16 protein-coding genes and 1 riboswitch are annotated in these 22,530 nt (G+C 40.7%); of the genes, 6 read left to right on the top strand and 10 right to left on the bottom strand.

Going from position 1 to position 22,530, the window contains the following annotated elements:
- Positions 1 to 222: 222 nt before the first annotated feature.
- Together LOS73_RS14360 and LOS73_RS14355 are read right to left on the bottom strand one after the other, a co-directional pair.
- Entirely contained in the window at positions 223 to 3,372 is a 3,150-nt protein-coding gene (locus LOS73_RS14360) for an efflux RND transporter permease subunit (protein WP_457933891.1), read from the bottom strand.
- 2 nt (positions 3,373 to 3,374) lie between these two features.
- Positions 3,375 to 4,553, bottom strand: a complete 1,179-nt coding sequence (locus tag LOS73_RS14355) for an efflux RND transporter periplasmic adaptor subunit (RefSeq protein WP_149614088.1) — start codon at positions 4,551 to 4,553, stop codon at positions 3,375 to 3,377.
- 169 nt (positions 4,554 to 4,722) lie between these two features.
- On the opposite strand from LOS73_RS14355, the gene LOS73_RS14350 reads away from it, so the two are divergent.
- Positions 4,723 to 4,986, top strand: coding sequence for a YkgJ family cysteine cluster protein (locus tag LOS73_RS14350; protein ID WP_457933890.1), 264 nt, complete (start codon positions 4,723 to 4,725; stop codon positions 4,984 to 4,986).
- 618 nt (positions 4,987 to 5,604) lie between these two features.
- Here the strand turns inward: LOS73_RS14350 and LOS73_RS14345 are convergent.
- Positions 5,605 to 7,458, bottom strand: a complete 1,854-nt coding sequence (locus LOS73_RS14345; RefSeq protein ID WP_457933889.1) for a TonB-dependent receptor plug domain-containing protein — start codon at positions 7,456 to 7,458, stop codon at positions 5,605 to 5,607.
- Between the two features lie 340 nt (positions 7,459 to 7,798).
- Between LOS73_RS14345 and LOS73_RS14340 the strand changes: the two genes are divergently transcribed.
- A complete protein-coding gene (locus tag LOS73_RS14340) occupies positions 7,799 to 8,287 on the top strand; it encodes a peptide-methionine (S)-S-oxide reductase (RefSeq protein ID WP_457933888.1) in 489 nt (162 codons plus the stop codon).
- 290 nt (positions 8,288 to 8,577) lie between these two features.
- Here LOS73_RS14340 and LOS73_RS14335 read toward each other — a convergent pair whose 3' ends face one another.
- From LOS73_RS14335 to LOS73_RS14320, 4 genes are all read right to left on the bottom strand, one after another.
- A complete protein-coding gene (locus tag LOS73_RS14335) occupies positions 8,578 to 9,129 on the bottom strand; it encodes a DUF4136 domain-containing protein (protein WP_457933887.1) in 552 nt (183 codons plus the stop codon).
- Positions 9,130 to 9,269: 140 nt separating this feature from the next.
- Complete coding sequence (locus LOS73_RS14330) at positions 9,270 to 12,044, bottom strand: ATPase (RefSeq protein ID WP_457933886.1); 2,775 nt, start codon at positions 12,042 to 12,044, stop codon at positions 9,270 to 9,272.
- A complete protein-coding gene (locus tag LOS73_RS14325; RefSeq protein ID WP_024605891.1) occupies positions 12,041 to 12,589 on the bottom strand; it encodes a condensin complex protein MksE in 549 nt (182 codons plus the stop codon). Before LOS73_RS14325 ends, LOS73_RS14330 begins: the two co-directional genes overlap by 4 nt.
- A gap of 3 nt (positions 12,590 to 12,592) precedes the next feature.
- The gene (locus LOS73_RS14320) at positions 12,593 to 13,864 is read right to left on the bottom strand and encodes a hypothetical protein (protein ID WP_457933885.1); all 1,272 of its coding nucleotides are present in this window, start codon (positions 13,862 to 13,864) and stop codon (positions 12,593 to 12,595) included.
- Positions 13,865 to 14,086: 222 nt separating this feature from the next.
- Between LOS73_RS14320 and nhaD the strand changes: the two genes are divergently transcribed.
- Entirely contained in the window at positions 14,087 to 15,334 is a 1,248-nt protein-coding gene (nhaD, locus tag LOS73_RS14315) for a sodium:proton antiporter NhaD (RefSeq protein ID WP_033028739.1), read from the top strand.
- A gap of 101 nt (positions 15,335 to 15,435) precedes the next feature.
- Positions 15,436 to 15,608, top strand: a riboswitch (Lysine riboswitch).
- A 75-nt stretch (positions 15,609 to 15,683) separates the two neighbouring features.
- A complete protein-coding gene (lysC, locus tag LOS73_RS14310) occupies positions 15,684 to 17,087 on the top strand; it encodes a lysine-sensitive aspartokinase 3 (RefSeq protein ID WP_457933884.1) in 1,404 nt (467 codons plus the stop codon).
- 98 nt (positions 17,088 to 17,185) lie between these two features.
- Here the strand turns inward: lysC and LOS73_RS14305 are convergent, their stop codons facing one another.
- On the bottom strand, positions 17,186 to 17,944 hold the full coding sequence (locus tag LOS73_RS14305; RefSeq protein WP_457933883.1) for a 4'-phosphopantetheinyl transferase family protein: 759 nt from the start codon (positions 17,942 to 17,944) through the stop codon (positions 17,186 to 17,188).
- Positions 17,945 to 18,085: 141 nt separating this feature from the next.
- Between LOS73_RS14305 and LOS73_RS14300 the strand changes: the two genes are divergently transcribed.
- The gene (locus LOS73_RS14300) at positions 18,086 to 19,408 is read left to right on the top strand and encodes a sodium-dependent transporter (protein WP_342866392.1); all 1,323 of its coding nucleotides are present in this window, start codon (positions 18,086 to 18,088) and stop codon (positions 19,406 to 19,408) included.
- Between the two features lie 93 nt (positions 19,409 to 19,501).
- On the opposite strand, the gene LOS73_RS14295 is transcribed toward LOS73_RS14300, so the two are convergent.
- Together LOS73_RS14295 and LOS73_RS14290 are read right to left on the bottom strand one after the other, a co-directional pair.
- Complete coding sequence (locus LOS73_RS14295; protein ID WP_457933882.1) at positions 19,502 to 20,482, bottom strand: 2-hydroxyacid dehydrogenase; 981 nt, start codon at positions 20,480 to 20,482, stop codon at positions 19,502 to 19,504.
- A gap of 87 nt (positions 20,483 to 20,569) precedes the next feature.
- Positions 20,570 to 21,130, bottom strand: a complete 561-nt coding sequence (locus tag LOS73_RS14290; RefSeq protein ID WP_457933881.1) for a glutathione peroxidase — start codon at positions 21,128 to 21,130, stop codon at positions 20,570 to 20,572.
- 121 nt (positions 21,131 to 21,251) lie between these two features.
- On the opposite strand from LOS73_RS14290, the gene LOS73_RS14285 reads away from it, so the two are divergent.
- Entirely contained in the window at positions 21,252 to 22,133 is an 882-nt protein-coding gene (locus LOS73_RS14285) for an NAD(P)-dependent oxidoreductase (protein ID WP_457933880.1), read from the top strand.
- Positions 22,134 to 22,530: the final 397 nt, after the last annotated feature.

The raw sequence follows: 22,530 nt of genomic DNA, 5'->3' as shown, positions 1-22,530 counted from the left end.
TCCTTAACTTTATTATGTCTATTTATTATTTAAATACCATAACGTATTAGGGATAAAAAACGAGCAGTATCTCTCTCAATTATTAGGATTGTTAATAAATCCTGCTTGTTAAACAATGGGTAGTAGAGACAGTATTAGCAAATAGGTGAATATCATTTTTAAGCTAAAAATAAAAAGCTCGGCATAATATGCCGAGCTTTTTTGGTTGGGATATTACTTAATTTAGCTATTTGTAGGTGCTGGTTGGGCATCTACTAGTGGCGGCTTGCCACGCATTTTACGAACTAATCGTTTAGCATCTTCTAGTGCAACATACTGGCACGGTATAAGTATCAGTGTAATTACTGTGGCAAATAACACACCAAAAGCAAGTGATACAGCCATCGGGATAACAATTTTAGCTTGTAAACTCGTTTCAAAAATAATTGGCATTACACCAATAAAGGTAGTGATTGAGGTGAGTAGTATTGCTCTAAAGCGACGAGCACCGGCTTGTACTACAGCATCTTTAATTGCAACACCTTCGGCGCGGGCTTTGTTTACAAAATCAACCATAACGAGGGAATCATTTACGACCACACCCGCTACAGCAATTATGCCAAACATAGATAAGCTGCTCATAGTCATGCCTAAAATCATATGCCCAAACATCGCGCCAACTACACCAAACGGAATAACCGACATTATAATAAGTGGCTGTGAGTAAGAGCGAAGCGGAATGGCTAACAAGGCAAATATAATCATCATTGATATACCAAAATCACGAAGCTGCTCTGAAGCGCTATCCATTTCTTCTTGAATGCGCCCAGCTACATCACTTGTAACGCCAGGGTAGCTTTTAAGTAATGTTGGTAAGTATTCATCACGAATTTCTTCTGCAATTGCAAATGGTTCGGCTTGGTCGGTATTTACCGCAGCCCATACGTTTACAGTACGTTTAGAGTTTTCGCGGCGAATACGGTTTACACCGTCAACCAGTTTAACTTCGGCTATTTCGCTAAGTGGTACTTCAGCGCCTGTAGGCGTAATAATACGCACACTTGCGATGTCACTTATTGAATTACGTTCGTCTTCAGGGTAGCGAATCATGACTTTAATTTCTTCGCCTTCACGCAATATTCGCTGCGCTTCTAAGCCGTAGTAACTAAAGCTAACTTGCGATGCGACATCAGCAAGCGTTAAACCCATGCTGTAAGCGAGTGGTTTTAAATCAAGTTGCACTTCGTCGGTAGCGCTTTGCATTGAATCGTTTACGTCGCCAACGCCTTCCATTGTTTGTAATTTGGCTTTTAATTTACCAGCCACTTCTTTTAGCTCGTCAGCATTTTTGCCTTCAAGTTTAAAGCTAACGTCACCATCATCTCGACCGCCATTCATTATACTGTCTTGAATGGTCATGGTTTTAATGCCTGGTAGGGCGGGCATTTGCTCACGCCATAATGCACTTAGGGCAAAGGTATCGATAGGGCGTAAGTCAGGCTCTACCAAAATGGCCATAATATTTGCTTGCGTTCGTCCGCGCAGGCTTACCGATAAATCGCGGATCATCGGTTTACCATATTGCTCTTGTAGTTGCTGATCGACCTTTAATAACACGCTTTCTATTTTACGTGCAGTTTCAAGTGTTGCTTGCTCAGATGAAGCAAGGTTCATCTCTATATCAATACGCGGAAAGTCGTGCGGTATTTTAGGGTTTGGTACAAACTTAACTAAACCACCTGCAAACATACCTGCGCTTACAATAAGCAAACACATAAAGCCAACAATTACGGTATAGCGGTAGTGAATACAGCGGCTAACAAAAGGAAGGTAGTAGTTATTCACAAAGCCTTTTAAGCTGCTATCAATCACCATACGTAAGCGATGTAATAGATTTTTAGGGTTTGGTTTACGCGGGTTCATTGCTGCAATATGCGCAGGTAAAATAAGTTTTGATTCAATGAGTGAAAAAATCAAACATAAAATAATAACGCCACCAATGGCTTTAGAAAAAGCAGCACCAGGGCCGGTTGCGAGTGTTTGTGGTAAAAATGCCGCAATAGTCGTTAGTACACCAAAGGTCGCTGGCATCGCAACACGTTTAACACCGCGTACTACGTTATCAAGTGTGTGGCCGTATTTTTCTATTTCGGCACTGGCTGATTCGCCCACAACTATGGCGTCATCAACAACAATCCCGAGTACAAGTATAAAGGCAAAAAGAGAGGCTAGGTTAATTGTTACATCTAAAAAGCCAATAGGCATAAACAAAAAGGCGCCCAGAAAAGACACCGGTAAGCCCATCATTACCCAAAATGCTAAGCGTAGCGGTAAAAATAGTGCCAGCACTATCATTACTAACAAGCCACCCCAAATCATGTTATCGACCATCATATCGAGTCGACCTTCAAGGTAGTAAGTTAAATCAACAATAGGAGAGAGCTTAACGCCTGCAGGTAAAAGTGGCTCTTTAGTTGCCATGTAGCTTTTAAGGACTTTTGCTACATCGGTAATGTCTTGATCTTTTGATGCGTTTACTTCAAACGAGAGTGAATTTTTACCATTGTATTTTGAATATTGTAGACCTTCTTCAAAGCCATCATTAATAGTTGCTACATCGCCTAAATAAATTTGTGCGCCATCAGCAAGGGTAATAAGGGGCAGTTTTTCAAACTCAAAACCACGGTAGGCTTGTTTTTCAACACGCATCGAAATATAACCATTTTCAGAGCGTATTTGCCCCGCCGACATATTTGCCGAAAAGTTTTGCACCGCGCCTGCAATATCTCTAAATGTTAAGCCATATTCGCGCAGTTTATCGGGGCTGACTTCTATACCAATTTCGTATTCTAAGCCGCCGTTAAAATTAACAAGATTCACGTGAGGCAGTGCTTGTAGCTCGTCTTTTATATCGTTGCCAAGCTCTTTTAACTGGTAATTACTCATGTCGCCGTAAAGCGCGAGTATCATTACTTCTTGTTCAAACTTATCGCGGCGCACAACAGGGCGCTCCATCCCCGCAGGAAAGGTGTTTATTGAATCAACTTGTACTTTAATTTCATCAAGTACTTCTTGTGGATTGTATTGTTCTTCTATTTCAATCCAGGCTTGTGAAAAACCACGGTTAGAGTAAGTAATTAGGCGTTTAATGCCTTCAATACCTTCGAGGTTTTCTTCAACCTTTATGGTTATGCCTTCTTCAACCTCTTGCGGGGCTGCACCTGGGTAAATTGCTTGTACGCTTATCCAGTTGCTTTCAAACTGTGGGAACATTTGTTTGCGAATGGTCATCGCCATTAAAATACCGCCCACTAATATAAATATCATTAGTAGGTTGGCTGCAACGGGATTTCGGGCAAACCATGCTATTAACCCTGTTTCACGAGTGTTCATGATTATTCCTCTTTCAGCGCAAGTTGAGTTACATCAGTTTTATCAGGCGCAATATCTTCAACTTTTACTGCCATACCTTCAGTTGGGTATTCAAGCGCTGAGGTAACAATTTGCTCGCCATTTTTTAACCCTTGGCTGGCTATAATCATGCCGTTTTGCTCGCGTATAATATTGAGGGTTTTAAACGACAATGTTAAATCGTCATTTAAAATTACAATTTTATTATCTTTAACTAAATGGTGCGCAACAATAATTGCGTTATCAAGCGGGCGACCTTCAATGGTAGCATTAATGTACGAACCAAAACGAAGAGGGCGTGTTTTATCGCCATAAGGTGTTGCAAGTTGTGCAACCAAGTAGCTCATACGGCTTGTTTGATCAACCACACCTTCGGTGCGAATTACTTTGGCTTGCCACATTGTTTGCTTACCCGCGTATTCTGCGTTAAATGTAACATTTGAGCCTACGCCGCCATTTTTTAAATATTGCAGTTCTTGATCGGCAACGGGCAAACGTACCTCTGCAACTGAGGTTGCACTCAATGCACCAAAACTATTACCTGGGTTTACTACTGAACCCAAGCTAATTGTGCGTTCATTAATAATGGCATCATAAGGGGCTTTAATATAAGTACGCTCAAGATTGCGGCTAGCACGCTTAACACTTGCTTGAGCAGAGCGGTAACGCGCTAATTTTTCTGCCAGCTGTGGTTTTCGTAAATAAAGTTCTGATGCAATAGCGTCGCTTGAGTCTGACTTAATACGCTCCCACTCAGCTTTTGCTACATGTGCTTGTGCGCGTTCTATTTCAAGTGCAGAGCTTGCTTGTGCTAAACCTGCTTGCGCTTCAATAAAGTCTGCCTCGTAATCATTTGCATCAATTCGTGCTAAAATATCGCCTTGCTTTACAAACGCGCCTTCAACAAATTGATCTGATACCGAAATAACTTGCCCGCTAACTTGTGCTATTAGCTCGGTACGATACTTTGGTTTAACAATGCCGTACGATTTAACATCGAGCGTTATAGAATCTAAAAGTACGCTTTGTGTTGCTACTAAAGGGCGTAAATCTTGCTCTGGCTTTTCTTCAGGTGGCTGTTTCATCATCTTAAAGGCTATAGCTAGCGCAATGCCGCCTGCTAAAACAGCGATTGGGAGTATTATTTGTTTTGTAGTAGCCACAAGGCATTCCTTCATAATTGGTGGTGACAGAGCAATAATACGCAATAAAGTGTTTACAAGCTGTTTTAAGATGTAACAAAGCATTACATATGTGTGTTACAACTCGCTATGCGACTAATTAAGTTCCTAAAAAGAAATTAAAGTAAGTGTTTTTTATTCAGAGGAAATTATGAAAACCGAATCGATGAATTGCAGGCTAGGCTGCGGCGCATGTTGTATTGCGCCAAGTATTAGTTCGCCTATTCCAGGTATGCCAAATGGTAAAAAAGCCGGAGAGCGCTGTATTCAGCTGGACGAACGTAATTTATGTAAGTTATTTGGTGATGAAAGTCGGCCTAAAGTGTGTAGCGATTTTAGCGCCATGTTTGATGTGTGCGGGTCAACAAATGCACAAGCCCTAGCGCTTATTACAGAGCTCGAAGAGCTCACTTAATCCTCATTTTTAATACACATCTATTTACACTTATCTATTAGTGAGTATTTATTTTAAGTAATTAAAGCTGCGCTTTTCACGCGAGCAAGCTCTGCGTCTACCGCCAAAGTGTAGGTTTGTGTCTGTTTTGTAGACGTGAAGCTTGCTTACGTTACGGGCATTGCCTGTCAATAAGGTTCATAAAGACGGTAAAAGTCGCTGGACTCTAAATAATTAAAAGCTGCGCTTTTCACGCGAGCAAGCTCTGCGTCTACTGCCAAAGTGGAGGTTTGTGTCTGTTTTTGCAGACGTAAAGCTTGCTTACGTAACGGGCATTGCCCGTCAATAAGGTTCACAAAGACGGTAAAAGTCGCTGGACTCTAAATAATTAAAAGCTGCACTTTTCACGCGAGCAAGCTCTGCGTCTACTGCCAAAGTGGAGGTTTGTGTCTGTTTTATAGACGTGAAGCTTGCTTACGTTACGCGCATTGCCTGTCAATAAGGTTCACAAAGACGGTAAAAGTCGCTGGACTCTAAATAATTAAAAGCTGCGCTTTTCACGCGAGCAAGCTCTACGTCTACCGCCAAGGTGTAGGTTTGTGTCTGTTTTGTAGACGTGAAGCTTGCTTACGTTACTAGTTACCAGCTATACGTTGCGCTTAGCGTATATTGCTCACCGCGCCCAGGTGTACCTGGTATTTCTTCAAACGACTCATCCCATAAGTTATCTGCCGCTAAGGTGATAAATAAATTACTCAACTGTGGCGGGGTTATTTTAAGCGTGAGCTGGGTAAATAACGCGTTGTCATTGCCGTTTCTAAGTGCATTTTTGTGTTGTGTACGCCATTCGTTATCTATTCTAAATTCTAAAATATCAGTTGGGTTGTACACAGCGCCAAGTGTTAAACGGTGATCAGGAAAGTTTAACGCGTAAAAACTGGCATCAATATCGGCAGCGCCGTAGTTTTCTGATTTATGTAAATAGGTGTAGCTAGCAATAAGTTTTGCAGTATCAAAGTGTTTAGTCGCTAAAAATTCAACCCCTGCTGTATCAATATCAACTGGGTTTGCAAAGCGCGCTGAAGTTGAATCAAAATTAAAGGTCCAATCGGTTAAGTTATTATCTTTTCGATAAAAAATAGCCGAATTAAGTTGCCAAGTTTGCTCATCAAGTAATAAACCTACCTCCAAGTTTGAAGTGGTTTCGCGCTCAAGGTTGTAGTTACTTCTAAATAACCCGCCAGAGTCGCTGCCGCCAATGGCTGTGTAGCCTGCAACTTGACTCGCCTGCGCGTATGATAAGTAAAGGGTTTGTGCTGTGCCGTCACTATTTTGGGTGTTTAAGGTTATGTCACCAATAGCTGATACTTCAGCGTCATCACGATTTGTATCGTCAAACGCAGCACCTAAGCGAAATGTAAGTTGTTTATTATCCTCAAGCGCCATTTTGTATTCAGGCAATACGCTGAATTTATAATACTTACGAGAGGTAAAGTTGTTTTCAAGTGTGGTAGATTCAATTGAGTCGTCAATAAATTGTGCAGAGTAATTTATTGCCAGTGCATCGCTTTGTGTATGGCGACCTGAAAGTCCAAGCGATTTAACTTCGCTTTTATGAAAAGCTTCAAATGCACTTGGATTTTCGCGCGAGTAAATATAGTGATCGTCATGGGTACGATAATAAGCAGATACTTCAAAGTGACTGTTATCAGCGTAGCTTTGCTTGTGGTTAAGCATCCAAAGGCGGGTTTCTAAATCTTCAGTTTCGTTAACGCCAAAAGGGGTGTACAAGTTAGGCCAGCCAAAAAACTTATCTTGTGAGCCATAAAACAAATCGGTTTGGCTGTGCTCGCTTGCTAATTGCACGCGAGCTGAGGCGCGCGAAAAGTCATGGTCGCCATTATCAAGGGTGCCATCACTTTGCGAATGAGAATACTCACCTTCAAAGCCCAGAGTATAGTTAGCTAAACTATCAAGTTGTGTGTTTTTAGCAGCGTGAATACTTTGCAGATTAAAGTCGTTTGTACCAGTACCAAGCGATACACTACCGCCAGTAATAATCGGTTTCCAACCAAATGAAACCGTACCTACAGAGCTATTCATACCGTAAAGTGCGTTATCGGCACCGGTTAAAACATCTGGGCCGCTTAGCATTTGCGGTGCAATGGGGATTTCAGCAAAATAATGACCAGATTGCGGGTCAAGCAGGGTAGCGCTTCCTACTCTAAAACCGGTGTTTTCGAAAATACCGCCGCGTATAGTTACATCAGCCTGCGCCTCAGCCATATTACGCGATTGAAGGTCAACACGAGGGTCATATTCTAAATTAGAAATAGGCGAGTCGAATGTACCTACTGGCAACTTATTTGCAGTGGGTGAGGCCTCAACCGTTATTTTCTCGATTGCCGACTCATCAGATAGCGTATTAGCATTAGCAAATGCAGTAACGCTGCATAATATTGCAGGTATTATAAGGTGTGGTGTGCGATTCATGTGTTTCTCATCATTTTTTATTTGTAGCTGCGGTTACAATTAATTTCAAAGCTTATATTTGAGCATGATAAAATAACTAAATGTAACAGCAGTCATTTTGTGCGCGATTGTACATTAATTTGCTAATAACTGCATTTGATAACCATTTACGTAATACCGACTTTATTAAAAACATGGTCATTCTATCGTATTAAATAGCGCACTCACTTCGTTAAAAATTATTTATATAGAACAACTATATGTCATAATTTTCGCCTTGTTATTGCGCTATTTTCTTGGCGCTATAATAGAACACTATTTTAATGCAATCGGTATAATTACTTATTAGGTAACATTTATAATGGATACTAAAGAATATAATACTATTTACTTTGCTGGTGGCTGCCTGTGGGGCGTACAAGAGTTTTTAAAGCACTTACCAGGCGTAATAAGTACTGAAGCAGGGCGCGCTAATGGTACAAGTAAAACCACTGACGGCGAATACGATGGTTATGCCGAATGCGTAAAGGTCATTTTTGATTTAAAAGTCGTTAGCCTAAATAAGCTGTATGACTACTTTTTTGAAATTATTGACCCGTATAGCATTAATAAACAAGGGGATGACGTAGGCCCTAAATACCGCACTGCTATTTACAGCAAAAACCAAAGCCATTTAGATGCAGCAAGCAATTATATAAACAAGCGCAGTGATGCCGATAAAATTGTGGTAGGGGTAGAGCTGCTAACTAACTACGTGCCAAGCGATCCTGAGCATCAAGACCGCTTAACTAATCAGCCTGATGATTACTGTCATATACCGCTTGAGTTACTGCATAAGTATAAATCGTAAATTTAACGCGGTGTTTTTGTAGACGTGCAGCTTGCTGACGTAACGAGCGCAGCTCGTAATTTAAGATGGAATATAGCGCTATAAAGTAATTAGAAGCTACCGCTTCTCGCGCAAGCAAGCTTAGCGCCTACAGGTAAAGTTTGACGCGGTGTTTTTTTGTAGACGTGCAGCTTGCTGACGTGACGAGCGTAGCTCGTAATTACTTAAGTCTGTAAGCCCAAAAATACACATCCACAAAAAAGCTCACGTACTGTGAGCTTTTTTAAAACTTACTTATAGCTAATTTTAACTTACTGCTGTTTTTGTGGCGGGAAGTTACTTAAAATTTCGCTCACTGTTTTATTAATTGATGCTTCACGTTGCTCTGGCGATTGATTTTTCTTTAATCGACCTTCTTTTGCGCCGCGCCATACAAGCTGGTTTGATTCACGATCCACAATATCAATAATCAGTGTGCCCACTTCGTATTCACGCGCAGTTGTGTCGCGTTGAAAACCAGTACCCCAGTAACCCCAATGCGGGCGGTAGTTTATATTGAAGTTATCTACTTCAAGCTCTTTGTCTACCGATGCATGATAGTTAACAAGTACATCAGCATTTGCTGCATCAACTAATCTCATACCTAGTGTTTGGCTCAGTTCTGCGTTAACGGCAGTGCGAACACGTTTTTCCATTAGGCCATTAATTTGGTAGTTATTTGTGTCTTTAGTTAGGCTGGCGTTTTCTACCCAAGCAAATGTTTTAAAATTACTAAAGTTGGCTGATTTATCGTAATCCCAATCTGGGGTTTGTGTACAGGCTGTAAGAAGTGCTAGCGCTGCAACAATAAGTATATTTTTCATTACGTTTGCTCCAATAAAATGCATTAATTTAAAATAACACATATTGTTTGAATGTGTATTATTTAAACGTCCTAAATATTAGTCTAAACAAGAGGGCTGAACGACTAATTAACCTATGTTAATTAGTCGTTGTTTATTAGCTAATGTTCAACTTCAATCCAATCTTTTTCATCCACCCAGTTTTGTGCACCGTCTTTGACTGAACGAATAGGCACAATGTAGTCACAACTTATTTGTGGCTTAACTGAGGCAAATATAGGCACAAAACCAAAGCTTAGTGCGGTTTCTATAATCGCTTTTTGATTTTGTGGGTCAATGTCGGCCGCTTCATCTATATAAATTGGTATACGGTATAGGTTTTGTTCCTGATCGCTTAATAAGTAGCGAATAAACAACATGCCACACAATAACTTAATCGTAATACGTGTGCCGTTTGAACCCGCCGAATCTATTTTTTCAAAGTGTTCGGTTTCACCTGCGCGGTTAACTACTTCAAATCGAATATCAAATAAATCGGTAAGTGTTAAACCCGCTTTATCTGATGCGAGTTTAATTAAGTGATCTTTCGCTTCGTTTACCGCACTTTCGCTGTACGGTTCTTGGCTAAGTAAATCAAGCGTGTCACCTTGCTCAAACTGATGCGACGTACTGATAATGGTATCTATACTATCAACCAGCATTTTGCGCGGTATGACGTTAATTTTAAACGCTTGCAGGTTTGAAATTCGGTGCTGGCTTATGCCTTTATTAAAGCTGTTCATTTCACGGCGAAGGCGGTCTAAATCTTCTCGCAAGCCTTTAATAGTTGCGGCCACTTCGGTAAGTGCAACACGCGCTTGGCGTTCAACAGCATCGCGTTCGTTATCAATATTATGAAAGGCGCTTATTAGCTTTTGGTATTTAGTATATTCGTCGTTTTCGTTGTCGAATTTAGTAATACCCGCGTTATATACATGCAAATAGGTGTTACGCACGTTTATGTCAAAATTACGCAGCTCTTGGCAGTCTTTATTAAAATGATGAACAAGATCGCTTAAGCTATCAAAGTCGACCGTAATATCAATCATGTATGGAGTTACTTTACCGCTGTATAAATCAAGCGTGTGATCAATTCGCTCACTTTTAACTTGGCGTAAGCGCTCAGTTTGGCGATTAATTTGCTCTTGTTTCGATTTAATTAACGAGCGACGATCGGCAATTGAGCCACTATTTTTTTGAATATCTTGCAGGTAGTCGTCAACTTGTTCGCGCTCAGCTAATAACTGCTCTTTTAGCATGGCTTGCACTTCAACCGACTGCTGCATTATATCAAACTGCTCTAAGCGTTTTAGCGCGTTCTCTGCGCTCATAAGCTCATCGTATAACGCGTCTTTCTCTTTTTGCTTGTCGGCAACGTTTGCTGCAACATCGCGCTGTTGCTTAAACTCTTTAAGTGAATGCTCAAGAGCATTTAACTGAGCGGTTAATTGCTCTTTATTTTCGCCGCTTTGCATTTGCACAGGCGAGAGCTTTTTAAGCTTAATGCTCGCACCTGGTAGCGTTAATACGCCGCCTTTAACGTTTTCACTTAATAGCGATAAAAACTCACCAAAGGCGTCTTCGTCATCAATGGTTATATCGCCATTAGTGGTGGTCGCAAACGAGAGAATATCAGGATTTAAAATCCGCGATATTTCCTCTACTTCTTTTAAAGAGAGGTCTTCGCGCATGCGGGTAAACAAATTAAACTCAAGATTTTTAAGTTGCAGCTTTAAGCTCTTAATTTGTTTTTGTGTTTCGCTAATGCGGTAGTCAAGCGTGTGTAGGCTTTGCCCTTGTGCGCTGGTTATAGAGTGCGAAAGCGACTCGTAATCTTGCTTTAACTGAGTCAGGCTGGTTTTAAGCGTGGCTTTATTTACTAGTTCAAACTCGCTTTTAAGCGCATCGTAATCTAAAAACCACTGCTCAATTTGAGTTTGTCTACGCTCTATATCACGCGATTGCTGTACGTATAGGCTTTGCTTTTGCTCAAACTCGTGTTTTTCGTGCTCTATATCTTCAAGCGCTATACCCAGCTCATTAAGTTGCGATTCTTGATAGGTATCAAAATCAATCAGTGCTTGGTCAATTTTAGGTGCGTATGCGGCTAATTTACCTTTAAGCACGGTTTGGTTTTCAAGCATTGATTCAAGCGCGGCTATTGGCTCTTGCATTGACTCAAGGGCTTTTAATTCGCGTTTTGAGCGATTTACTTTATCAAACGAGCGACGCCATACTTCATAAAAGTCGACCTTAGAGTTTGACATATGGCGTTCAAACACGCGTAGCATAAAGCGTTTTACGTCGCTTGCGCCTAATTTGTGTAAGTTAAGAATACGTCTAAATATTTCTTTATAAATAGAGGAGTCTTGCACATTATTAAGCGGGATCATTTTTAAGTTAATGTCGCCGTCAAAAGGCGTTGCGCCGCCAGTAAGTAGCGCGTTGAGTTCTTGTGCTTTAAGCTCAATAGGGTTGTAGTTAAGCGATTTTAAATGGTTGAACAGCTTGGTAAATTTAATAATAGTTTTACCTTGCGTGTACTGCTCTAAATCAAGCTTTCCTTGATAACAAAAGTACTGATGCGCGTAACCGGCAATTTTACCAAGTCCCGCAACGCCTATTACTACCGAGCCATGAGGCAAGTTCGCTTCGAGTAAAATGTACGACTGATCGGATGAAAAATAAAACTTACGGGTTTCATCTAAATCGTGTCCGTCCCATTCTGTTAAGCGTAAATCGTTAATAAGCGGAAACTGCAGGGCGTTAATAACCGAGCTTTTACCTGTGTTATTGGGCGCGCAAATAGAGCTGCTTTTATCAAGCGGGATCACACATTTTGCATAGCCCGCGGTGTTAAGTAGGGCGAGTTTGCTTAGTCCGTATAGATTTTTCATTCCTCGTCCTCTGTAATGTAGGTTTCTTCGTTTACTTCCATGAGTGCATCTATGTAGCGGTGAATTGGTGCTTGTAGCATAAAGCCGCCTTCTACTTCACGGGCTAAACCTAAGCGCACCATGCGCAGATAAACGTCTTTACGTAGGTCCGAACCCGAAAATATCTCAAGCTGATCAAACAAATGTTTGTTAATTTGCACCAGCGTTTGCATAAGCTCTAAATCGTTTACGTCGTCAAACAATGCGCGCATTGGGTCTTTACCCGTATTGGCGTAGTGCTCAATTAAAATGTAAATGGTGAGCGCGATAGCGCGAGATATTTTGCCCATATTGGGTGTGCTTTCATCGCTACCAAAATAATAAAAGCCACGGCTGTCGTGTTTTAAATCGTTACCTAAAGCGGTAAATAGGGCGGTGTAGTCTTCTATGTGTTGGTCAAGCTCTTGCCACATTACGTTGTCTTGCTCGCAAATATGGTAACCCGCTACTAATTTTTTATTAATGGCTTGTAGATGAGTTAGCTCGTCTAAGTTTATGTGTGTCATGGTTTATTTACCTGCCTTTGGATCTGGCTGAGGCTCTGAATTAAATGGATATAAAGAAAAGTGCTGACCGGCAATTTTTACGCGGGCTTTTTCATCGCTTTGAATTATTTTAATATCGCTGTCGCTGACTAATTTTTGATACAAAAATAGCATTTCGTCTGCATCGAGATCTGGATAGCTTTCGTCTAAAAATTGCAGCAAGGGCTGCGGCTTTTTGCGTTTTTTATTAAAGCGCTTAGTAAAGTTGGTTTTAACATCGTTGTAGTCAGGAATATTAGGCGTAACAAATGCAGGCACGTCTTGTTGATCTGGCAATTGGTATTCTTCGTGTTCAAATTCAACCAAGCTTGCCATGTAAGCCACAATATGGCGTTGCTGACCAAGCGAATATCGCTGCGCGTCGCTCACAAAATGTGGCTGTACAGCACTTAGCATATTGTCTACGCCATTTTTGCGTACAAGCCCAAGTACTTTGGCTGCTTGGCGAGTAATTAAGTTATTACGACGTAGCTCCTCGCGCAGTGGCATAAGCATATCGGCACTTTTACGCAAGCTTTCTCGGCCCATTAAATGCATTTCGAGTATACGGGTACGTAATTGCTCCAGCATACGTTTGTCGTTATATGCTTTACCTGAGCGCTCAATGTGCAGTATTTGCTTACTTATTTGCTCTTCAATGAGGGTAAAACATGCATGAAACTCACCACGAATATCAACCATTTCAAGCATTGGCTCAATGTATTCATCAAAGGCTTCTATTACCGCTTTATAACGCTTTTGCAGCGATTGCACTGCATTATTTGATTTGGCTTGTTCAACTATATTTAAAATAGCGTTTTCGTTGTGCGTATAGAGCTTCATTATTTTACGCACCCGATCATCCATAATACGGCTGTAGCGGCGTAAGTCGTCAAAGTCTTCTATTTCGCCAGCGTTATCTAGGCGATTACCTAAACGTGCTAGGTCGTCGACTAATACGCTAATTTCTTGCGCTAAACCTAAATGCTCTTCTTGCAGTAAAAAAGTAGCAAAATCAGCAATAGCACGATTTATTTCAAGCTGAGAAGATTTAGCCAGTGGAATTAAAATATCTTGGTTTAACAAACGATTTGTTTCTTTATAAATGCGTTCGTTTGACCACGTAGGCTGCTTTTGCTTAATCGCGTTTTGTACGTCTTTTAGGCTAAAGTCAGCCATTTTAAAACGTTTAAATAATAGCGCTAATACACCCCAATGTTCGGTTATGGTGTTTAGCAGCTTTTTAGCTGGGATCATAAGGGGTTACAACATCCTAGTATTTTATTATTGAGTTCTTTTAGAAGACTCATTATTACGTATTTTTAATTAACCTTGTCTGTATATAGTATTCGTTTTTAAGACCATTTAATAATAGTTTTTGCATAGAGGCAGTGCTAAAATTCGCGCCGAAAATAGGCACATGAAATGGAATGTTATTTGTGTGTTCTTTAAAACTATATCAAAGGTTGTTTAACTACCATGGTTTCCTCGATTATTCTAACCCTGATAGCGATTGCATTTTTACTGATCGTTATAGAAGATATAATCCATGTCAATAAAGCTAAAACCACGCTGTTTTTTGGTACGCTTTGCTGGATTCTTCTTTTTATATACCCTCTTCACGGGCAAAGCCCCGATACGATTCAACATCTTTTAAATGAAAATATTTTAGAAATTGCCTCGCTATGGCTATTTTTAATGGCTGCAATGACCTTTGTAGCGTATTTAAATTCAAAGGGGTTTATAGAAAATATTGTGCACCGCGTTATGCCAAAAAGTATTAGCGAAAAAAAGCTCATGTTTTTAGTGGGTGGTTTTGCATTTTTGTTTTCGTCGATTTCAGACAACGTAACAGCTACGCTTATATCGCTTGCGGTTGTTATGTCGTTAAAACTTGAACCTAAAAAACTCATTAAATACGCCACGCTTATTGTGTTTGGCGTTAACTCAGGTGGGGTATCGCTAATAACCGGTGACGTAACCACACTAATGATATTTTTAGATGGCAAAGTAACCATTGCTCATTTGTTACTACTTATAGCGCCAGCACTTGCAAGCGTTATGCTGCTTGCCGCGTTACTTTCTATAGGTATGAAAGGGCGTGTTGAGTTTGCTAGTGCAGGTAAAACCCGCATTGAAAAAACCGACATAACCATTGCTGTTATATTTTTATCTACTGTAGTGAGCACACTTACGCTGAGTGTAATTTACAGCGTACCACCTCTATTAACCTTTTTGTTTGGCTTATCAGTGATGTTTTTAGTGGCGCAATTTTTAATGCGCAAAAAAGACATAAACAAAGACATAATCGATTTTGTTCGCGATATAGAATACGACACATTATTGTTTTTTGTAGGTGTACTTTTACTTGTAGGCGCACTTAAAGAAATTGGTATGTTGAGTAAATTTACCGATCTATACACGGTAATGGCACCAGAATACGCAAACTACTTAATGGGCATATTATCAGCAGGGGTCGATAACGTACCGCTTACCGCTGCCTTATTAAAAGCCGATATAGTAATGAGCCAACAACACTGGTTGTCGTTTACGTATGCAACGGGTGTGGGCGGTTCAATGCTTATTATTGGTTCGGCTGCGGGCATTATTGCCATGAGCAAAGTTAAAGCGCTTACCTTTATGAGCTACTTGCGTTTATCGCTGCATTTATTAATTTGTTACACGGTTGGATATGCGGGCTCGTATTACATGGGCAGTTTTATTTAACTCATAAATTATTAAATGCTTGACAGCTAGACGTCTAAACGATAACTTTCAAACCCCCGCTACTTAGTGGGGTTTTGTTTTATTAGCCACCGGTTAATAAAGCATTCAGAAGAGGTGCGATACTTAGGTACTTAATGTTAGGCGACGAAAGCCGATGATCATTAAGGAGGGAAGTACTCGCCGAGGAAAATAATGGTACGTCGTCATTGTTTTTCGGTTTATGGGGCTGAATCCTCAAAACTGTCACCAATATAGGTGGAGAGCTTCTGGCAGTGGACTTATCTTCAAGCATTCCTTTGCCAAGTTCTTCTTGTTTTATTGCGGTTTGGATACCGCGAAAGGAGACTAAATGACTACCCAATCAGTGCCACAAACAGTGCCTCAAACAGAGTTAAGCGCAAAATCAGATTACATCGTTGCCAAATTTGGCGGAACCAGTGTTTCAAATTTTGAAGCGATGAGTCGCTGTAGCGAAATTATTGTTGCAGATAAAAGCGTACGTATTGTTGCCGTGAGCGCTAGTGCCGGCGTAACTAACCACTTAGTTGCACTGTGCAAACCAAGTATTACCTCAAGTGAGCGCCAAGAGCATATAAACGGCGTGCTTGCTATTCAACAAACTATTTTAGATGAGTTATCGCTAGATGTCGATTTAGCGGTTGGCTTTAACGAAACCTTAAAAGCATTTCAAACATTGGCTCAAGAGCCACTAACAACCGATCAGCAACACGACGAGCTACTTAGCTTTGGTGAGCGTTTATCGTCGTATTTGTTTGCACAGGTACTTCGTTTACAGGGTTTAAATGCCGATCGCTTTGATGTGCGCAAGGTGCTTAAAACCGACAGCCAATTTGGCAAAGCAACGCCCAATGTTGCAGCCACAGCGCAAGCTGCTAAAGAACATTTAATTCCGCTGTTAGACGCTCAAGTAATTGTGACTCAGGGATTTATTGGCAGTGACGAATATGGTCAAACCACAACGCTAGGACGTGGTGGTTCTGACTACAGCGCTGCATTATTAGCTGAAGCAATTAACGCTAAAAGTGTGCATATTTGGACCGACGTAGTGGGCATTTTTAGCACCGACCCGCGTTTGTGCGCAAAAGCTACGCCTATTGCACGCTTAAGTTTTGACGAAGCCGCTGAAATGGCAACCTTTGGCGCAAAAGTATTACACCCAGCAACTATTTTACCAGCAAGCCGTAGCCACATTAACGTGTTTGTAGGTTCTAGCCGAGAGCCTGAGCGTGGCGGTACGTGGATTGAGCGCGAAAAATCGCAGCAACCAGGTATACGCGCAGTAACGCAACGTAAAAACCAAATATTGCTTACGCTTAAAAGCCCAGAAATGCTATTAGCAAGCGGCTTTTTAGCACGCGTATTTACACTATTAAGTGAATACAATATATCGGTAGATTTGGTAACTACATCAGAAATCAGTGTAGCCATAACCCTTGATAACGCGCAAAACGCCTCGCGCCCAGAGCTTGATCAAGAATGCCTAGATAAGCTTGCAGAGTTTTGCCATGTTTCGGTAGAAAACAACCTAACATTGGTGGCACTTATTGGCTCTGAGATTCAATTACGCCAACACGAAATGAACTTAATGAGTGTACTAAAAGACTTTAACATTCGATTAATTTGCCACGGTGCTAGTAAGCACAACCTGTGCTTTTTAGTAGAGCAAACAGAGTCAGATAACGTAGTACAGTCTATTCATAGCCGTTTATTAGAAAACGATTTTGCTGCGTAAATAACCGTTATTCAGGAAAGCGATTTATTAAAGTTAACTAGTAAAATCACTTGATAAAGTCACTTAACAAAATCACTTAATAAAGTCATTTAATAAAGTCATTTAATAAAGTCATTTAATAAAAAGCATCGCCAGTCGATGCTTTTTTTATGCACCACACTCACATCAAAACAAACATTGCTGTCACTGCTATCAGCTAGAGTAACGCGATTACTGCAAGCACTCAGCTTTGCACTATGTAATTCTTCAAACACATTAGGGCTAAGTAATTTTGCAATAGGGCGGCTGCTGGCTTTAGCAAGTGACTCTTTTAATGTCCAAATTCTAAAAAACGTATCTGCTTGGGCTTGGGTATTAGTAGGCTCGGTGATAAGTGTAATTTCATCATTATGATAAAAATGCTTAGCAAGCTTTTCAAACGGACGTTTTAGGCTTATTTTTTCAATATCAAAACCAAACTCACTTTTATCAAGATTTAGCGCGACCCCAACTAAACCATGCGAGTGCGAAATACAGGTATTAATAACATCACCACTCACATGTATTTGCAGCTTTGAGCTTGCTTCGTCAAATTCGGTACTCATTTTATTAAGGGCTACGTGCGCATGTTGCGGCTGCGCTACTTTAATAAGGTATTTTAACAATAACCGCGTCGCTAAATACTCTTGCTTAGCTGGCGGGCTTTTACGGCGGTTTATAATAGTTAACTCAAATGGGCTTAAGCAATCGGGTAAATTAAAGTCACTAAGCTCAAGTGTTTTAGCATTAAATAATAAAATACTGTTACTCGGTAAAGACAAATTTGCCAATTGAGTTGAAATAATACTCAAGGCGTTTTTAAAATAGTGTTCAGTCATAAAAGCCCTAAAGCAAAAGAAGTCGCTGATATTGTGAGCGGTTAACGCCACTAATAAAGGCTGGGTACAATTTTATTACTCAGCTGGCATGAAATATGGTTTAATTCACAATAATCAAAATAATAACAGATTTGTAGATGTATGGCACAAGTGCGTGATGGGTTTCAAAGCCGACTTGGTTTTGTTTTAGCCGCTGCTGGCGCAGCAGTGGGTTTAGGTAATATTTGGGGTTTTCCTACGCAAGCGGCCAACCATGGCGGCGGTGCATTTTTACTGGTTTACTTTATTGTTATATTTTTACTTGCGCTTCCTGCGCTGTATACCGAGCTTTATTTGGGTCACAAAGCACAAGCTAATCCTGTAAAAGCATTGGGCGATGCATGGCAAAACACTAACCGTAAGGTTGGTGCTGCGGCAGGTTATATAGGCCTTGCGGGCGCAGTTGTTATGCTAAGTTTTTACTCAATAGTAGCTGGGTGGATGCTCTCATACGCTATTGAACCCATAACAACCTTTTTAGGTTTCACAGGCGCAAGCGAGTTTTTACATAGTGACTCAGTGCTGCGTAATTTTGTATTTACGCCGCTTATGCTTATTTTAACAGCCAGTATTATTTTAAAAGGGGTTAAATCGGGAATCGAAACTTGGTCGCGCCGTTTAATGCCACTGTTACTTGTGCTGCTAGTTGGTTTAATTGCCTACATTGCAACACTCGATGGCGCAAGCGAAGGCTTTGCCGCGTATTTAATTCCTGATTTTAGCCAAATACTCGACCCTAATTTAATTATTGCCGCAATGGGGCAAGCGTTCTTTTCGCTCTCACTAGGTGTGGGTTGTATGATGATTTACGGCTCGTATTTACAACCAGATGCTAATTTACCAAAGCTCACAGCAGGTGTTGCACTACTTGATACTGGTGTTGCTTTTTTAGCGGGGTTACTTATTATTCCTGCTATTTATGTGGCGCAGCACAACGGTGTAGAGGTATTTAGTGGCGGTAAATTGATTGGCGAAGGGCAGCTAATTTTTGCTATTTTACCTGAGCTATTTAGTACCATGGGCGAAATTGGCTTATTAGTTGGTTTATTGTTTTTTGTATTAATGTCTATCGCATCGGTTACGTCAACTATATCGACCACTGAAATTCCGGTAGCGTTTTTAGTCGAAAATCACAACGTTAGTCGCACCAAAGCAACGTGGGCAGTGAGCGCCGTTGTACTTGTGTGTGCAAGCGCCATTATATTAAATTTTGATTGGTTATTTGGCTTAGTCATTATGCTATTTACTCAATACCAATTACCGCTTATGGGTTTATTTTACTTTATTACAGTAGGGTGGATGTGGCAGCGTGGTAATAAATTACACCAAGCAACAACAGGCGTACATTACTGGTTTGCTCAGTATATTCGTTTTGTTTGTCCAATATTAATGACCTTGGTATTTGCAAACGTTGCGTTTGGTTAAGCCCTATTTAAAGTAAATTTTTAAACAAAAAAGCGAATAGGGCTCAGCTTATTCGCTTTTTTTGTGCCTAAAATTTAGGTATAGCCAAAGTCTTTATAAAACCTCATTAGTTAGAGGTTTACCTTCATTTATTTCAAGTGCATTTTGTATTGTTATATTAGCAATCTCTGTAAGTGCTTCTTGGGTAAAAAAGCCCTGATGGCCCGTTACTAATACATTTTTAAAGCTCACTAAGCGCGAAAATATATCGTCTTGGTTTATTTCGTCACTGTGGTTTTTAAAAAACAGCTCCGACTCTTGCTCGTAAACGTCGAGCCCTAAATACCCTAATTTTTTAGTTTTAAGTGCATTAATGCACGCTTTGCTGTTAAGCAGTGCCCCGCGAGAGGTGTTAATAAGCATAACGCCGGTTTTCATTTTACTAAATGCCTCATCATCTATTAAATGATGAGTTTGTTCCGTTAATGGGCAATGCAAAGAAATCACATCGCTTTGGCTAAGTAAGGTGTCTATATCGGTAATTGTATAATTGCCAGGTTGCGCGTATGGGTCGCACACTAATACTTTAGCACCAAAGCCATTTAAAATGTTACACAGCGCAAGGCCAATTTTACCGCAACCTACAATACCCACGGTTTTATTGTGCAAGTTAAAACCAAGCAATCCGTTTAAATCAAAATTGTCTTCGCGTACGCGGTTATACGCTTTATGGGTTTTACGGCTAAGCGTTAGCATAAGTGCAATACAATGCTCGGCTACGGCCTCAGGGCTGTAAGCCGGTACGCGTAATACTTTAATTTTATGTGCTTTTGCAGCAGGTAAATCAACATTATTAAATCCTGCACAACGTAGCAAAATAGTATTTATGCCTTGGCTTGCCAGTTGTTCAATAACCGTGGCGTTTACGGTGTCGTTAACAAATACGCATATGGCATCAAACCCGTTTGCTAAAATAGCCGTTTGTTCGCTCAAGGATTGCTCAAAATACGTTATTTTTATATCACGATGATCGCGTGTACTTTGTTCAAAAAAAGGCAGTTCGTACTTTTGAGTACTAAAAAAAGCAATGTTCATGGTAATAGCTCCGACGCTTAAGGAAAAATAATAGTAACATTAAACTACTTTACAAAAACGTGCCTAATTAGTTCTCCTGCTACTAATTTAAGCTTTAAGCGAAGTAAATATAGGTGTTTTAGGCGATATTCTTTTATCACTTTTTGCTGTGTTTACCTTTGCTGCTTGCATTAGGTTGCTTTCTATTACTTGTTTAAGTGTTTCGGGCTTAGTGCGCGGTGCATAGCGAGCAACCTGCTGACCTTGCGAGTTAATTAAAAACTTAGTGAAGTTCCACTTAATTGCACGGTTTTGTGAAATACCCCGAGTATGTGATTTCAAATAATTAAACAGCGGGTGAGTTTCTGGCCCATTTACCATTACTTTACCAAATATATCAAACGAGATATTAAATTGATCTTGGTAAAAGTCTTTAATGGCTAAATTATCAAGCGGCTCATTTTGACCAAACTGGTTACACGGAAATGCCAATATTGTAAATCCGCTACTTTTATATTCTTGATATAGTTTTTCAAGCGCACTTAATTGCACCGAAAAATTACACTTACTCGCTGTATTAACAATCAGTATGGTTTTTCCCTGTAGCTTACTAAGAGGAAAGCTTTCGCTGTTGTAAAGTGGTGCATTAAATTGATAAATACTATCCATAGGTTACCTACTTACATTGCCGATTAAGGAAATTTTATAAAGATTTTCATTCGCTTTTTTATCAGCCGGTTGACATAATCTAAGCCTAGTTTCTAAGTTATCAGTTAAATAGGTCATTTTTATGTCAATGAAAGTCGCATTTATAGGTTTAGGTGTAATGGGTTACCCAATGGCGGGGCATTTAGCAAAAGCAGGGCACAGCGTATGCGTTTATAACCGCACTCAAGCTAAAGCACAAGCGTGGACTGCAGAACATTCAGGAAGCTTTGCACCAACCCCGCGCGAAGCTGCCAGCAATGCCGACATCGTATTTATGTGTGTTGGTAACGATGACGACTTACGCTCAGTAGTGCATGGCAACGACGGCGTGTTAGCGGGCATGTTGCCGCACACTGTTTTGGTTGATCACACCACAACCTCTGCTGAAGTAGCCCGCGAAGTAGCTGCAAAAGCTGAACTACAAAATGTCGACTTTATAGATGCGCCAGTTTCGGGCGGACAAGCTGGCGCCGAAAATGGCGTATTAACGGTTATGGCAGGTGGCAGTGAAGCCGTATTTGCTAAAGTGCAGCCAGTTATGGCGGCGTTTAGCCGTTTTAGCCAACTGTTAGGCGGCGTTGGCTCGGGACAACTTTGTAAAATGGTTAATCAAATATGTATCGCTGGCGCAGTGCAAGGTTTAGCCGAAGGCTTACATTTTGCCAAGCAAGCTGGGCTTGATGGTGAAAAAGTAATAGAAACCATTTCTAAAGGCGCAGCCGGTTCGTGGCAAATGGAAAACCGCTACAAAACAATGTGGGCGGGTGAATACGAGTTTGGTTTTGCCGTAGATTGGATGCGTAAAGATTTAGGCATTGCACTCGATGAAGCTAAAAACAACGGCGCTACTTTACCAATGACCGCAACGGTCGATCAATATTACGCCGATGTACAAGCACTTGGCGGCGGTAGATACGACACCTCAAGCTTGTTAGCACGTATTGAAGCGCTACATAAAAAGTAACGCTGTAGACGCGAAGCTTGCTTGCGTATAAAAACGGAGTTTTTAAAAAGGTAAAGATATTAAAAGCTGCACTTTTCGCGTGAGCAAGCCGACTCTTACCGCCAAAGTGTAGCTATGAGTTTACTTGTAGACGCAAAGCTTGCTTGCGTATAAAAACGTAGTTTTTAAAATGATAAAGATATTAAAAGCTGCGCTTTTCACGTGAGCAAGCTCGACGTCTACCGCCAAAGTGCAGCGGTGAGTTTTACTTGTAGACGCGAAGCTTGCTTGCGTATAAAAACAGAGTTTTTAAAATGATAAAGATATTAAAAGCTCCGCTTTTCACGTGAGCAAGCTCGACGTCTACTGCCAAAGTGCAGCGGTGAGTTTTACTTGTAGACGCGAAGCTTGCTTGCGT

Source organism: Pseudoalteromonas sp. SCSIO 43210 (assembly GCF_054133285.1).
Note: the sequence above shows the minus strand (reverse complement) of the source record. Positions and strands in the feature narration are given on the sequence as shown.